Genomic DNA, 15,072 nt, shown 5'->3' with positions numbered 1-15,072 from the left:
TGCCACCGTGAGTCGTTTGCTGCTGCTGGATGGACATTCCCTGGCCTACCGCGCCTTCTTCGCCCTGCCCGTGGAGAACTTCTCCACCACGACGGGGCAGAGCACCAACGCGGTCTACGGCTTCACCTCGATGCTCATCAACGTGCTGCGCGACGAGGCGCCGACCCATCTCGCCGTCGCCTTCGACGTGTCCCGGCAGACTTTCCGGACGCAGGAGTACGCCGAGTACAAGGCGGGACGCTCGGCGACCCCGAGCGAGTTCGTCGGGCAGGTCGACCTCATCAAGCAGGTGCTCGACGCCCTGCGCATCACCCACGTCGAGGTCGACGGCTACGAGGCCGACGACATCATCGCCACCCTCACCGGGCAGGCCCGCTCCCAGGGCATGGAGGTGCTCATCCTCTCGGGCGACCGCGACGCCTTCCAGCTCGTCGATGACCGGACGCTGCTGCTCTACCCGGTCCGAGGGGTCTCCGAGACCTGGCGGATGACCCCCGAGAAGGTCGAGGAGAAGTACGGCGTGCGCCCCGAGCGCTACAGCGACCTCGCCGCCATGGTGGGGGAGAGCTCGGACAACCTGCCCGGCGTCCCGGGGGTGGGGCCCAAGACCGCGGCGAAGTGGCTGGCCGCGCACGGCGACCTGTCCGGCGTCGTCAGCGCCGCCGACCAGCTGAAGGGCAAGGCCGGGCAGGCGCTGCGCGACCACCTGGACCAGGTGCTGCGCAACCGCCGGCTCAACCAGCTCGTGGGCGACGTGCCGCTCGAGGTCGGCGTCGAGGACCTCGAGGCCAGGGGGTGGGACCGCGAAGAGGTGCACCGCGTCTTCGACGGGCTCGAGTTCCGTGTCCTGAGGGACCGGCTCTTCAGCACCCTGGAGTCGGCCGAGACCGAGGCCGAGGATGGCATCGAGGTCGCCGGGACCCTCCTGGCGCCCGGTGCCGTCGCCGCCTGGCTCGAGGAGCACGCCACGCAGGGACGGGTGGCCCTGGTCGTCGACGCCGAGCCACGGACCGCCGCGGGCCCCGGGGAGGCCACCGGGCTGGCCCTCGCCGGCGCCGAGGACGCGGCATACCTCCGCCTCGTCGAGCTGGAGCCGGAGGACGAGGGCGCGCTGGTGGCGTGGCTGGCGGACGGGTCCCGACCCAAGGCGCTGCACGGGGCCAAGGAGCAGGTCGCCTCGCTGGAGGCCGTCGGCCTGCCCGTCGAGGGGATCGTGAGCGACACCGCCCTCGCGGCCTACCTCGCCCGCCCGGACCAGCGCTCCTACGACCTGGCCGACCTCGCCCTGCGCTACCTGCGTCGCGAGCTGCGGCTCGACGGTGGCGACGCCGCCGACGCGGTCTCGCAGGGCGAGCTGGACCTCGGGTTCGACGACGGGCAGCAGGACGCCCGCTCGGCCGCGGCGCGCTCGGCCATGGTGCACGCGCGCGCCGTGCACGACCTCGCCGATGCGCTCGACACCGAGCTCGCGGACGAGGAGGAGCAGCACCTGCTCCGCGAGGTGGAGCTCCCGCTCGTGGGGGTGCTGCGCCGGATGGAGCGTGCGGGTATCGCGGTCGACCTCGACGCCCTGAAGACCCTGGAGCGGGAGTTCGCCGACGGCGTCGCCCAGGCAGAGCAGGACGCCTGGACGGCGATCGAGGACGACACCGTGAACCTCGGGTCCCCCAAGCAGCTGCAGACCGTGCTCTTCGACCGGCTCGCGTTGCCCAAGACGCGTCGGACGAAGACCGGCTACACGACCGACGCCGACGCCCTCGCGGGGCTCTACGCCCAGACCGAGCACCCCTTCCTCGAGGCCCTGCTCCGACACCGGGACGTCACCCGGCTGCGGGTCACCACCGAGGGCCTCATCAAGGCGGTCGCCGACGACGGCCGGATCCACACGACCTTCCAGCAGACCATCGCCGCCACGGGACGTCTGAGCTCGACGGAGCCGAACCTCCAGAACATCCCCATCCGGACGGCTGCCGGCCGGCGGATCCGCGAGATGTTCGTGGTCGGCTCCGACCTCTCCTCCGGGACCCGCTACGCCACGCTCATGTCCGCCGACTACAGCCAGATCGAGATGCGCATCATGGCGCACCTGTCCGGCGACGACGGGCTCATCGAGGCCTTCCGGGCCGGCGAGGACCTCCACCGCTTCGTCGGCTCCCGGGTCTTCGGGGTCGACCAGGCCGACGTGACGCCCGAGATGCGCTCCAAGGTCAAGGCGATGAGCTACGGCCTCGCCTACGGGCTGTCCGCCTTCGGCCTGTCCAAGCAGCTGGGCATCTCCACCGCCGAGGCGAAGGAGCTCATGGAGGAGTACTTCGAGCGGTTCGGGGGCGTGCGCGACTACCTGCGCGACGTCGTCTCCGAGGCACGGCGGACCGGCTTCACCGAGACCATCCTGGGCCGCCGTCGCCACCTGCACGACCTCACCAGCGACAACCGGCAGCGGCGTGAGATGGCCGAGCGGATGGCCCTCAACGCCCCCATCCAGGGGTCGGCCGCCGACATCATCAAGGTCGCGATGCTGCGGACCGAGGCTGCGCTGCGGGAGGCCGGTCTGGCCACCCGGATGCTGCTGCAGGTCCACGACGAGCTGGTCCTCGAGGTCGCCGCCGGAGAGGAGACGCGGGTCGAGACGCTCGTGCGGGAGCAGATGGGCGCCGCCGCCGAGCTGTCGGTGCCCCTGGACGTCAGCGTGGGGCTCGGGCACAGCTGGCACGAGGCGGCCCACTGAGGTGACCTGCGGCGGGGGCCCGCGGCCACCTGCGCCGACCCGCACCAGGCCCTGCTAGGCAGGGGGCCTGACGTGTGCTTTACTCCCGGTGTCCGCATCGAAGGAGATCCCGTGACCGCCCGCCTGTGGGCAGCGATCGCTGCCGTTCTGCTGGGGATGCTGCTGCTGGTGGCCCCGGCCGGCGCCGCCACGCCCACCGTGTCGCCCCCGACGTCCGCGGGGGCCTCGGAGGAGGCCGCCGAGACGGTCCAGGGCACCCTGCGGGACCCTGACCGCGAGCCGCTCGAGGGCATCACCATCACGGTCACCCAGGACGGTCAGGAGATCGGCTCGGCCGTGACCGACGCCGAGGGCTCCTGGGCCGTCCCGCTGCCCGGACCCGGCACCTACACCGTGACCCTGGACGTGTCCGGGCTGCCCGAGGGCGTGGCCCCGCAGGCCGAGGGCGGCGAGGTCCTGGACGGCGTGACCGTCCGCCCCGGGGCCGCCCAGGGCGTCATCTTCCAGCTGGGGACCGGCGAGGTCGAGGAGGGCGGCGCGGCCATCCCGGTGGCCCGGGTGCTGCAGCTCGTCGTGGACGGCATCAAGTTCGGGGCGATCATCGCGATCACCGCGGTGGGGCTGTCCCTGGTCTTCGGCACCACCAAGCTCATCAACTTCGCGCACGGCGAGTTCGTCACCATCGGTGCCGTCACGGCATACTTCCTCAGCACCGCCCCGGGCAACCTGCCCATCGTGCTGGCGGCGGTGCTGGCCATGGCGGTCGGGGGAGCGGTCGCCGGCGGCGTCGAGGTGGGGCTCTGGCGCCCGCTGCGTCGCCGTGGAGCCGGGCTGATCCAGATGTTCATCGTGGCCATCGGGCTCTCGCTGCTGCTGCGCCACCTCATCCTCATCGTCTTCGGCTCCCGACGCCAGCAGTACGACGAGTTCTCGCTGCAGGCCTCGTGGACCCTCGGACCGGTGCGGATCACCCCTCGCGACCTCGTCATCACCGTGCTGGCGTTCGCCATCATGATCGGTGTGGCCGTCATGCTGCAGCGGACCAGGATCGGGACGGCGATGCGGGCCGTCAACGACAACAAGGACCTGGCCGAGGCGTCCGGCATCGACGTCCAGCGGGTCATCCTGGTGGTCTGGTTGCTCGGGGGTGCCCTGGCGGCCATCGGGGGCGTCTTCTTCGGCCTCACCCAGGCGATCTACAGCGAGATGGGCTTCGAGCTGCTGCTGCTGATGTTCGCCGGGGTCATCCTGGGCGGGCTGGGCAGCGCCTACGGAGCCATGTTGGGCTCGCTCATCATCGGCCTGGTCTCGCAGCTGTCCACCCTCTGGTTCCCGGCTTCGCTGGCCTACATGTGGGCGCTGCTCGTCATGATCATCGTCCTCCTCGTCCGGCCGCAGGGCATCCTGGGCCGTCGCGAGCGGGTCGGCTGAGGAGAGGAACGATGGACGTCCTGGCAGTGCTCTCCGTCGCGGTCCGCGGCGCACTCGGCCCCGAGGCCGCGATCTACGCCCTGGCCGCGATCGGGCTCAACATCCACTTCGGCTACACCGGCCTGCTCAACTTCGGCCAGGTCGGCTTCATGCTGGTCGGTGCCTACGGCACGGCCATCTCGGTGCTGTCCTTCGACGCGCCCCTGTGGGTCGGGGTCCTCGTCGGCATGGCCTGCGCCGTCGTCCTGGCGCTCATCCTCGGGATCCCCACGCTGCGGCTGCGGGGCGACTACCTGGCCATCGCCACCATCGCCGCGGCCGAGGTCCTGCGCTACCTCTACCGCTCCTCCTTCGCCGAGCCCGTCACCGGCGGCGTCTTCGGGCTCGTGCAGTTCGCCGGCGAGTTCTACGCCGTCAACCCCTACACGGCTCCGCTGGAGCTGGGGCCGTTGCGCTTCAGCGAGCGAGCCCTGTGGCTCATGACCGTGGCCTGGGGCATCACCTTCCTCGCGGCCGGGCTGGTCTGGCTGCTCGTCCACAGCCCGTGGGGCCGGGTGCTGCGCGCGGTCCGGGAGGACGAGGACGCCGCCCGAAGCCTGGGCAAGAACGTCTTCGCCTACAAGATGCAGGCCCTCGTCCTCGGCGGCGTGCTCGGGGCGCTGGCGGGGTCGTTGCTGGCGATCAACAGCCAGGCCATCACGCCCGACGCCTTCATCCCCATCATCACGTTCTACCTGTGGACCATCATGATCCTGGGCGGGGCGAGCCGGGTCCTCGGCCCGATCCTGGGCTCGATCGTCTTCTGGTTCCTGCTCACCTTCCTCGACGCCTTCCTCCGCGGCGCCATGTCGGCCGGCTGGATCCCGGGCGGCCTGCTCGCCCCCAGCGACATCGGTGCCGTCCGTTTCGCCGCGGTCGGCCTGGGGCTCATGCTCCTCATGGTGTTCCGGCCCGCCGGGCTCATCGGCAACCAGAAGGAGCTGCGTCTCGATGTCCGATGACCGCCACGAGGATCTCCTCGCCCAGCGCGAGTCAGTCCGCGAGCAGGAGCAGGAGCGCGAGGACACCCCCTCGGTGGGCGCCCGGCGCGCGGCCGCGGCGCTCGCGGGGGTCGCCAACGTCCCAGGCGTCGCGAAGCCGGACGCCATCCTGGTGGCGGACGACATGTCCCGGCATTTCGGCGGTGTCCGGGCGGTCGAGGTGGAGCACCTGGAGATCCAGCGCGGCACCATCACCGCGCTCATCGGTCCCAACGGTGCCGGCAAGTCCACCTTCTTCAACCTCATCACCGGGTTCGACAGGCCGAACTCGGGCCGCTGGTCCTTCGACGGCAGGGACATCAGCGGGGCCCCGTCCTTCCGCATCGCCCGCCACGGCATGGTGCGGACCTTCCAGCTGACGAAGGCCCTGACCCGGCTGACCAGCCTGGAGAACCTCATGCTGGGGGCCACGGGGCAGCGCGGCGAGCGTCTGCTGGCCTCGCTGCTGCGCCCGGCCTGGGCCGCTCAGGAGGCCGGGATCCGCCACCGGGCCGAGGAGCTGCTGGCCCGGTTCAACCTCAGCCACATGCGGGACGAGTTCGCCGGGACCATGTCGGGGGGGCAGCGCAAGCTCCTCGAGATGGCGCGGGCCCTCATGGTGCAGCCGGACATGATCCTGCTCGACGAGCCCATGGCCGGGGTCAACCCCGCCCTCACCCAGTCGCTCCTGGGCCACATCGAGACCTTGCGGGACGAGGGGATGACCATCGTCCTCGTCGAGCACGACATGGACGTCATCATGTCGATCAGCGACTGGGTGGTCTGCTTCGCCCAGGGCAAGGTCATCGCCGAGGGCCGGCCGGACGACATCCGCAGGGACACGGCCGTCATCGACGCCTACCTCGGTAGCCAACGCTCTCTCCAGGAGGACCAGACGTGAGTGAGGACGTGCGACCTGAGCACCAGGAGGATCCCGCGCACAGGCAGCGTCCGGAGGGGGACGTGCCCACGGAGCGTCGGGAGCGGGTCCTGTGGACCGAGCAGCTCGTCGCCGGGTACACCCCCGACGTCGACATCCTGCGGGGATGCACCGTCGAGGTCCGGACCGGGGAGCTGGTCGGCATCATCGGCCCCAACGGGGCCGGGAAGTCCACCCTCATCAAGGCGATGTTCGGACTCGTCCCGGTCCGCTCGGGCCAGGTCCTGCTCCAGGGCACGGACATCACCGGTCGGCCGGCCCACAAGCTGGTCGCCGACGGCCTGGGCTACGTGCCGCAGAACAACAACGTCTTCCCCTCCCTCACCGTGGAGGAGAACCTGCAGATGGGTCTCTACCTGAGGCCCAAGGAGTATGCCGAGCGCTTCCGGGAGGTGAGCGACCTGTACCCCCTGCTCGCCGACCGCCGGGCCCAGCGGGCCGGGTCGCTCTCCGGTGGAGAGCGTCAGGTGGTCGCCATGGGTCGGGCCCTCATGACCGGCCCGCACGTCCTCTTCCTCGACGAGCCGTCGGCCGGGCTGTCCCCCCTGATGCAGGACTCGGTGTTCGAGGCCGTCTCGCGCATCAACGAGGCGGGGGTGTCGGTGCTCATGGTGGAGCAGAACGCCCGCCAGTGCCTGGACATCTCCGACCGCGCCTACGTGCTCGACCAGGGGCAGGACGCCTACACGGGGACGGGTGCCGAGCTGGCCCGCGACCCCAAGGTCATCGAGCTCTATCTCGGCACCCTGGCCCGCGTCGACGGCTGAGACCGCCGACGCAGGCCGGTGGTGGCCGGGTGCGTGCACCCGGCCACCACGGTGCTCACTCGGCCGGGTTGGCCTCGACCGTCTCGAGCGACTGCAGCTCACCCGCGTCGTCGAACTCGTAGACCTCGATGGTGGCGGTACCAGGCTCACCGGCGTCGGTGAAGTTCAGCGGACCGCTGGCACCGTTGTAGTCGATGTCCTCGCCGTCCTCGAGCAGGCCCAGGCACTCCTCGTAGGAGGTGCACTCGGTGCCCTCGCTCGTCACCCCGTTGACCTCCGCCTTGAAGTCGGCGGCGTTGACCGACCCGGCGACCTCGGCCGCCAGCGCCATGGTGACGGCGCAGTCGTAGACCTGCGGCGCGAACTGGGTCTCCTCCAGGTCGGGGGCGAACTCCTGCAGCCGGGAGATGAAGTCCGGGTTGTCGGCCGAGGCCGGTGCCGTGCCCTTCATCCCGGCGATGACGCTCGGGTCGGACTCGTTGACGATGCTGCCGAGGTCGGCGGAGCGCAGACCGTCGGCGCCGTAGACCCCGACCGCGTCCGGCGTCAGGCCGGCCTCGAACATGCCCTGGAGGATCTGGCCGCCCTCCTCGAAGGCGATGACGACCACGGCATCCGGCTGGGCCGCCTCCACCGAGGACACCACCGCGTTGAACTCACGGGCCAACGGGTCGTAGGTCTCGTTGAGCGCCACGGTCGCTCCCGCGTTCTCCAGCGCGGTGGCGGTGGCCTCGGCCAGGCCCGAGCCGTAGTCGTCCGCCCGGGCGACGATCGCGATGTTGCTGTAGCCGTCGTTGACGATGGTGTTGGCGAGCACCGGCCCCTGCAGCGCGTCCGACGGAGCGGTACGGATGTAGAGCCCGTCGTCCTCGTAGTCGGTGAACGTCGGGGCGGTGTTGGAGCCGGAGCACTGCATGACGTTGGCGCCGGTGACCCGGTCGATGATGGCCAGGGACATGCCGGACGCGGCGGCGCCGACGATGGCGCTGGGCTGCTCGGACAGGATGCGGTCCGCAGCCTGCTGCGCGGCAGCCTCCTGCCCCGCCTCGTCACCGGCCACCGGGGCCGGCACCTCCTGGCCGAGGACGCCACCGGCGGCGTTGATGTCCTCGATGGCGAGACCCAGGGCCTCGATCTGGGGCGGGCCGAGGAAGGCCAGCTGGCCGGTCTCGGGGAGCACGTAGCCGAAGGTGAAGGTGTCGGAGGTGTTCCCGTCGCCGCCGGCGGCCTCCTCCTCGGTCTCCATCGACTCGTCGGAGGATCCGTCCCCCTCGTCCTCCGCGGCGGTGTCCTCCGCAGCGGTCTCCTCGGTCGCGGTCTCGTCGGCGGTGTCGCCACCGCAGGCTGCGAGCATCGCCAGCGCCGACAGGGCGGCCACGCTCCTCAGGTGCGTCTTCACACGCATGTGTCACCTCTCTGGTGTTCGGGGGGCATCGTTGCCCCGTCCACGGGATCTCACCCTAGGCCGCGCCACCCTCCGACGTGCCCATCGTCACCAAACTGTGACCTGGTCAGCGCGGGTCCGTGCCGGTCGAAGGGCGAGCGGGGACGTCCGCGCGGGGTCGGTGGGCCACGACGATCGCGGTCCCGGGCAGGATCCGCCCCCGGACCGGTCCCCACCCGCCCCACTCCCGCGCCAGCCCCGGCGGCCAACCGGGCTCGACGAGATCCACCAGGACGAGGCCGGCGCCGTGCACCGCGCGGACCAGGTCACCCACCGTGCGGTGGTGCTCGGTGTAGGTCGCCCTCCCGTCCTCGGTCTCCTCGACGTAGGCCTCGTGGGTGTCGTAGGGGTACCGGGCCACGAGACCCTCGGGGCCCGGGAGGTCGGGGCAGACCCACCGGAACGGGTGCGGGAGCGAGAAGACCACCCGTCCACCGGGGCGGACCACCCGCGCCCACTCCCGCAGGACCGCGTCGGCGTCCGGGACGAAGGCGAGCACCCCGTGGGCCGTGACCACGAGGTCGACGCACGCGTCGGCGAAGGGCAGGCTCGCCCCGTCGCACTGGGCATACCCCAGCGGTGCCGCACCCGCAGACCTCCCGTCGATCGCGCGGGCGACCCGCAGCATGCCCGCGCTGAGGTCGGTGCTGACCACCCGGGCCCCCTGGGCCGCGCACCAGCGCCCGCCCTGCGCCGCGCCCGCCCCGACCTCGAGGACGTCCCGCCCGCGCAGCCCGCCCAGGAGGCCCAGCTCCCGCTCGGTCCAGCCCTCCGGGCCCCAGGTGAGCTCGGCGTCCCCCAGGGCCGCCCCGTGCTCCTCGTAGTAGCGCTCGGCCTCGGCGTCCCACCAGGACCGGCCCGCCCGGGCGGACTCCTGGTGCGTGGCCCGCCGTCGCAGGGCGCGGTCGGGGGAGGGCGGGGGCACCGGGTGGTCCATCGCCCTATGATGCGCGCTTTGACCTGTCTGAGGTGCGCCGATACGCTGTCAGGGTTCGTCATGCGTCCTCGTGGTGCCCCGAAGCTCCTGGAGCTCTCGGATTTCCGCGGCCGAGGCGCGGCGGGCGCTGCACATCCATCCATACATCGTGTCCACAATCGGAGTCCCTACTACATGACTGCCACCACGGCCGAGAAGGCCACCTCCCAGATCGCCGTCAACGACATCGGCTCTGAGGAGGAACTGCTCGCGGCCATCGACGCCACGATCAAGAACTTCAACGACGGCGACATCGTCGAGGGAGTGATCGTCAAGGTCGACCGCGACGAGGTCCTGCTCGACATCGGCTACAAGACCGAGGGGGTCATCCCCTCCCGTGAGCTCGCCATCAAGCACGACGTCGACCCTTCCGAGGTCGTCAGCGTCGGTGACGAGGTCGAGGCCCTGGTCCTCCAGAAGGAGGACAAGGAGGGTCGCCTGATCCTGTCCAAGAAGCGTGCTCAGTACGAGCGCGCCTGGGGCTCGATCGAGCAGATCAAGGAGGAGGACGGCGTCGTCACCGGCACCGTCATCGAGGTCGTCAAGGGCGGCCTCATCCTCGACATCGGTCTGCGTGGCTTCCTGCCGGCCTCGCTCGTCGAGATGCGTCGCGTGCGCGACCTCCAGCCCTACGTCGGCAAGGAGATCGAGGCCAAGATCATCGAGCTGGACAAGAACCGCAACAACGTGGTCCTGTCCCGCCGCGCCTGGCTGGAGCAGACCCAGTCCGAGGTGCGCACCACCTTCCTCAAGGAGCTGGCCAAGGGTCAGGTCCGCTCCGGGGTCGTCAGCAGCATCGTGAACTTCGGCGCGTTCGTCGACCTGGGTGGCGGGGTCGACGGCCTCGTCCACGTCTCCGAGCTCTCCTGGAAGCACATCGACCACCCGGGCGAGGTCGTGGAGGTCGGTGACGAGGTCACCGTCGAGGTCCTGGACGTCGACATGGACCGCGAGCGGGTCTCTCTCTCGCTGAAGGCGACCCTCGAGGACCCGTGGCAGACCTTCGCGCGGACGCACGCGATCGGTCAGGTCGTGCCCGGCAAGGTCACCAAGCTGGTGCCCTTCGGCGCCTTCGTCCGCGTCGAGGACGGCATCGAGGGCCTCGTCCACATCTCCGAGCTGGCCGAGCGCCACGTCGAGCTGCCCGAGCAGATCGTCACCGTCGGCGCCGAGGTGTTCGTCAAGGTCATCGACATCGACCTGGAGCGCCGCCGCATCTCGCTGTCGCTCAAGCAGGCCAACGACGCCGTCGCCAACGAGTTCGACCCGACGTTGTACGGCATGGCCGCCGAGTACGACGACCAGGGCAACTACAAGTACCCCGAGGGCTTCGACCCCGAGACCAACGAGTGGCTCGAGGGGCACGAGGAGCAGCGGGAGAAGTGGGAGAAGGAGTACGCCGACGCCCACGCCCGCTGGGAGGCGCACAAGGCGCAGGTCGAGTCCGCGTCCGAGGCCGACTCCTCGGCCGGGGTCGAGGTCGCCCCGGCGTCCACGTCATACTCCTCGGACAACACCACCGGCTCCGACGACGGTGCGGGCACCCTCGCCTCGGACGAGGCGCTGGCCGCGCTGCGGGAGAAGCTCACCGGGAACTGACCCCTCGGTCCCCGGGTCGACGGTCCGCCCTGCCGAACGGCAGGGCGGACCGTCGCTGTCTACCCCTGGGTGTCGGGAGGCGGATGATACGGTTCCGTGGCCGAGATCGCGCACTGACACGACACCAGTCCGACGTCAACGAAACCGGAGATCATGGACGACAACGCAGCACGCACGGACCAGGGCCCACCGGCCGGTCCTGAGACCTCGTCCGTGGAGCAGCAGCTGCTGCGCCACGGCGTGAAGCTGGGCCCCGGAGGGGTGGCCCCGAGGGTCTTCTGGCCCGCGTTGGCGCTCGTGGCGCTCGTCGCGGTGTTCTCCGCGGTCTTCACCGACACCGCCGGCGACCTCTGGAACAGCATCCAGAGCGGGATCGTCACCCACTTCGGCTGGTTCTACACCCTCGCCATCGCCGGCTTCGTGGTGTTCGCCCTGTTCCTGGCCTTCAGCCGGTTCGGCGACATCACGCTGGGTCGGGACGGGGAAGAGCCCGAGTTCGGGCTGAAGTCGTGGTTCGCCATGCTCTTCGCCGCCGGCATGGGCATCGGGCTGGTCTTCTACGGGGTGGCCGAGCCCCTGACGTTCTTCACCTCACCCCCGCCCGGGGTCTCCCCTGACGCCTCGAACGCCGAGCTGGCCGAGCGCGCCATGGCCCAGACCTTCATGCACTGGGGGTTCCACCCCTGGTCGGTCTACGTCATCATCGGCCTGTCCTTGGCCTACGCGATCCACCGCAAGGGTCGCCCGGTCTCGATCCGGTGGGCGCTCGAGCCCCTGTTCGGGGACCGGGTGAAGGGGACCCTGGGCGACGTCGTCGACATCCTGGCGATCGTCGGCACGGTCTTCGGGGTCGCGACCTCCTTGGGGCTCGGCGTCACCCAGGTCGCCACCGGGCTGCGCGAGCTCGGCATCGTCGAGGAGAGCACCAACACCCTGCTGGTCGTCCTCATCGTCGTGATCACGCTGGTCGCCATCGTCTCCGTGGTGAGCGGGGTGGGCAAGGGCATCAGGTACCTCTCCAACGCCAACCTCGTGCTGGCCGGGATCTTCCTGCTGGCCGTCCTGCTGCTGGGCCCGACCCTGTTCCTGGCTCGCGACTTCGTGCAGTCCCTGGGGGCCTACGCGGCCAGCATCGTCCCGATCACCTTCGAGGGCTTCGCCTTCAGCGGCGAGGAGGGCATCAGCTGGGCCAGCGGGTGGACCATCTTCTACTGGGGCTGGTGGATCTCCTGGGCGCCCTTCGTCGGAGTCTTCATCGCCCGCATCTCCCGCGGCCGCACGGTCCGCGAGTTCGTCGCCGGGGCCCTGCTCGTCCCGACGCTGGCCAGCTTCGTGTGGTTCACCGTCATGGGCGGGACCGCCATCATGCGGCAGATCGAGGTCGGGGATCTCGTGGGGGAGGACGGCGTCACGGCCGAGGTGGCGCTCTTCGACACCCTCAACACGCTCCCCTTCGGGACGGTGCTGTCCGGGATCGCGATCATCCTGGTCGTCATCTTCTTCGTCACCTCCTCCGACTCCGGCTCGCTCGTCGTCGACATGCTGGCCTCGGGCGGTCATCCGGACCCGCCCACGTGGAGCCGCGTCCTGTGGGCAGGGCTGGAGGGGCTGGTGGCCATCGGGCTGCTGCTCGCCGGTGGCTCGGCGGGGTTGAGCGCCCTCCAGGCGGGCTCGGTAGCGACCGGTTTCCCGTTCGCCGTCGTCATGGTGCTCATCTCCATCTCGCTCTACAAGGCGCTGGCCACGGAGCACCGCAAGATCACCCAGGCGGAGCTGCGGCTGCGCACCCGGGAGCTCACCGGGGAGATCCACGAGAACTTCGACGACGTCTTCGGGCCCAAGGTCGACGACCGCATCGACTACGCGCTGTCCCGCAACCAGACCTTGAGCAAGAGGTCCGGGTGGCGCAGGAAGGGTGCGCCCACGGACGGCGAGCACGGATAGGTCCGACCTCGGCGGGGCCGCTGACGGCCTCGCCCTGGACAAGGGTGGCCCGGTCGACCGACCGGGCCACCCTTGTCGGTGGGGCGGGATACCGTAGAGCCATGCGTCCGACCACCGATCTCCAGCGCACGGTCAACCCGTTCCGCGTCGTCTCCGAGTTCAGCCCCAGCGGGGACCAGCCCAAGGCGATCGCGGAGCTGGCCCGCAGGGTGCAGGCGGGGGAGGAGGACATCGTCCTGCTGGGCGCCACCGGCACCGGGAAGTCGGCGACGACCGCGTGGATGATCGAGCAGGTGCAGCGCCCGACGCTGGTGATGGCGCCCAACAAGACGCTCGCCGCGCAGCTGGCCAACGAGTTCAAGGAGCTGCTGCCGCACAACGCGGTGGAGTACTTCGTGAGCTACTACGACTACTACCAGCCCGAGGCCTACGTCCCGCAGACGGACACCTACATCGAGAAGGACTCCTCCGTCAACGACGAGGTGGAGCGGCTGCGCCACTCGGCCACCAACTCCCTGCTCACCCGCCGGGACGTCGTCGTGGTCGCGTCGGTGTCCTGCATCTACGGCCTCGGCACACCGCAGGAGTACGTCGACCGCATGGAGCGCCTGCGGGTGGGGGAGACGGTGGAACGCGACGAGCTGCTGCGCCGGTTCGTCACCATGCAGTACACCCGCAACGACATGGCGTTCTCGCGGGGCACGTTCCGGGTGCGCGGGGATACCGTGGAGATCATCCCGCAGTACGAGGAGCTGGCGGTGCGCATCGAGTTCTTCGGGGACGAGATCGACCGCCTCTACACCCTCAACCCGCTGACCGGGGAGGTGGTGCGCGAGGAGCAGGAGATGTACGTCTTCCCGGCCTCCCACTACGTCGCCGGGCCCGAGCGGATGGAGCGGGCGATCGGCAGCATCGAGGCCGAGCTCGCCGCCCAGCTGGAGACCTTCGAGAAGCAGGGCAAGCTGCTGGAGGCGCAGCGGCTGCGGATGCGGACCACCTACGACATCGAGATGATGCGCCAGGTGGGGTCGTGCTCGGGCATCGAGAACTACTCCCGGCACATCGATGGACGGTCCTCGGGGTCGGCCCCGAACTGCCTGCTCGACTACTTCCCGGAGGACTTCCTGCTGGTCCTGGACGAGTCCCACGTCACCGTCCCGCAGATCGGTGCGATGTACGAGGGGGACATGTCGCGCAAACGCACCCTGGTCGACCACGGGTTCCGGCTGCCCAGCGCCATGGACAACCGCCCGCTGAAGTGGGAGGAGTTCCTGGAGCGGATCGGCCAGACGGTCTACCTCTCCGCCACTCCCGGGGACTACGAGATGGCCAAGGGCGAGGGTTATGTCGAGCAGATCATCCGTCCGACCGGTCTCGTCGACCCGCAGGTCGTCCTCAAGCCGACCAAGGGCCAGATCGACGACCTGCTGCACGAGGTCGGGGAGCGCACGGCACGGGACGAGAGAGTCCTGGTGACGACCCTGACCAAGAAGATGGCCGAGGACCTCACCGACTACCTGCTCGACAAGGGTGTCCGGGTGCGCTACCTGCACTCCGAGGTGGACACCCTGCGCCGCGTCGAGCTGCTGCGCGAGCTGCGGCTCGGCGAGTACGACGTGCTGGTGGGCATCAACCTGCTCCGCGAGGGCCTCGACCTGCCCGAGGTGTCCCTGGTGAGCATCCTGGACGCCGACAAGGAGGGCTTCCTGCGCTCCGCGCGGTCGCTCATCCAGACCATCGGTCGTGCGGCCCGCAACGTCTCGGGTCAGGTGCACATGTATGCCGACACCATCACCCCGTCGATGGAGCAGGCCATCGAGGAGACCAACCGGCGCCGGGACAAGCAGCTGGCCTACAACGCCGCGCAGGGTATCGACCCGACCCCCCTGCGCAAGCGGATCGCCGACATCACCGACATGCTCGAGCGCGAGGACGCCGACACCGAGACGCTCATGGGCAGCGGACGCAGCCAGTCCCGCGGCAAGAGCGGCGGCCGGGGCCGCGCGGCCGGGTCCGTCGTCGGTACCGGCGCGGTGGAGCGCCGGGCGGGGGAGCAGCTGCCGGCGACGGAGCTGGCCGATCTCATCCACGAGCTCACCGAGCAGATGCACCAGGCCGCCACCGATCTGCACTTCGAGCTGGCGGCCCGCCTACGGGACGAGATCGGCGACCTCAAGAAGGAGCTGCGCCAGATGCGCGAGGCCACCGGCTGACGTGAGAGCAT

10 protein-coding genes are annotated in these 15,072 nt (G+C 70.3%); 8 read left to right on the top strand and 2 right to left on the bottom strand.

Translation table 11 applies throughout. The annotated features are described in order from the left end of the window. Positions 1-7: 7 nt before the first annotated feature. The 5 genes from polA to Q0795_RS03265 all read left to right on the top strand — a co-directional run bounded on the left by polA (position 8) and on the right by Q0795_RS03265 (position 6,885). Positions 8-2,728, top strand: coding sequence for a DNA polymerase I (gene polA / locus Q0795_RS03285; protein ID WP_298886413.1), 2,721 nt, complete (start codon positions 8-10; stop codon positions 2,726-2,728). A 111-nt stretch (positions 2,729-2,839) separates the two neighbouring features. After that, positions 2,840-4,159, top strand: a complete 1,320-nt coding sequence (locus Q0795_RS03280) for a branched-chain amino acid ABC transporter permease (protein WP_298886411.1) — start codon at positions 2,840-2,842, stop codon at positions 4,157-4,159. 11 nt (positions 4,160-4,170) lie between these two features. Continuing rightward, positions 4,171-5,160 carry a branched-chain amino acid ABC transporter permease gene (locus tag Q0795_RS03275; protein WP_298886408.1) on the top strand — a complete coding sequence of 330 codons (990 nt, stop codon included), beginning with the start codon at positions 4,171-4,173 and terminating at the stop codon, positions 5,158-5,160. Continuing rightward, positions 5,150-6,079, top strand: a complete 930-nt coding sequence (locus Q0795_RS03270) for an ABC transporter ATP-binding protein (protein ID WP_298886406.1) — start codon at positions 5,150-5,152, stop codon at positions 6,077-6,079. Before Q0795_RS03275 ends, Q0795_RS03270 begins: the two co-directional genes overlap by 11 nt. 62 nt (positions 6,080-6,141) lie before the next feature. After that, complete coding sequence (locus tag Q0795_RS03265) at positions 6,142-6,885, top strand: ABC transporter ATP-binding protein (protein ID WP_298886624.1); 744 nt, start codon at positions 6,142-6,144, stop codon at positions 6,883-6,885. Between the two features lie 55 nt (positions 6,886-6,940). Here the strand turns inward: Q0795_RS03265 and Q0795_RS03260 are convergent, their stop codons facing one another. Further along, complete coding sequence (locus Q0795_RS03260) at positions 6,941-8,290, bottom strand: ABC transporter substrate-binding protein (protein ID WP_298886403.1); 1,350 nt, start codon at positions 8,288-8,290, stop codon at positions 6,941-6,943. Between the two features lie 106 nt (positions 8,291-8,396). Continuing rightward, complete coding sequence (locus tag Q0795_RS03255) at positions 8,397-9,266, bottom strand: class I SAM-dependent methyltransferase (RefSeq protein WP_298886400.1); 870 nt, start codon at positions 9,264-9,266, stop codon at positions 8,397-8,399. A 174-nt stretch (positions 9,267-9,440) separates the two neighbouring features. Here Q0795_RS03255 and rpsA point away from each other — a divergent pair, with 174 nt between their 5' ends. The 3 genes from rpsA to uvrB all read left to right on the top strand — a co-directional run bounded on the left by rpsA (position 9,441) and on the right by uvrB (position 15,061). Beyond that, complete coding sequence (gene rpsA, locus Q0795_RS03250; protein WP_298886398.1) at positions 9,441-10,904, top strand: 30S ribosomal protein S1; 1,464 nt, start codon at positions 9,441-9,443, stop codon at positions 10,902-10,904. A gap of 213 nt (positions 10,905-11,117) precedes the next feature. After that, positions 11,118-12,848, top strand: coding sequence for a BCCT family transporter (locus tag Q0795_RS03245; protein WP_298886395.1), 1,731 nt, complete (start codon positions 11,118-11,120; stop codon positions 12,846-12,848). Between the two features lie 101 nt (positions 12,849-12,949). Continuing rightward, entirely contained in the window at positions 12,950-15,061 is a 2,112-nt protein-coding gene (uvrB, locus tag Q0795_RS03240; RefSeq protein ID WP_298886392.1) for an excinuclease ABC subunit UvrB, read from the top strand. The last annotated feature ends 11 nt before the right edge of the window (positions 15,062-15,072 follow it).

The organism is uncultured Serinicoccus sp. (assembly GCF_947487915.1).
In the GTDB taxonomy this organism is placed as follows: domain Bacteria; phylum Actinomycetota; class Actinomycetes; order Actinomycetales; family Dermatophilaceae; genus Ornithinicoccus.
This window is presented reverse-complemented; position numbering and strand designations above follow the sequence as displayed.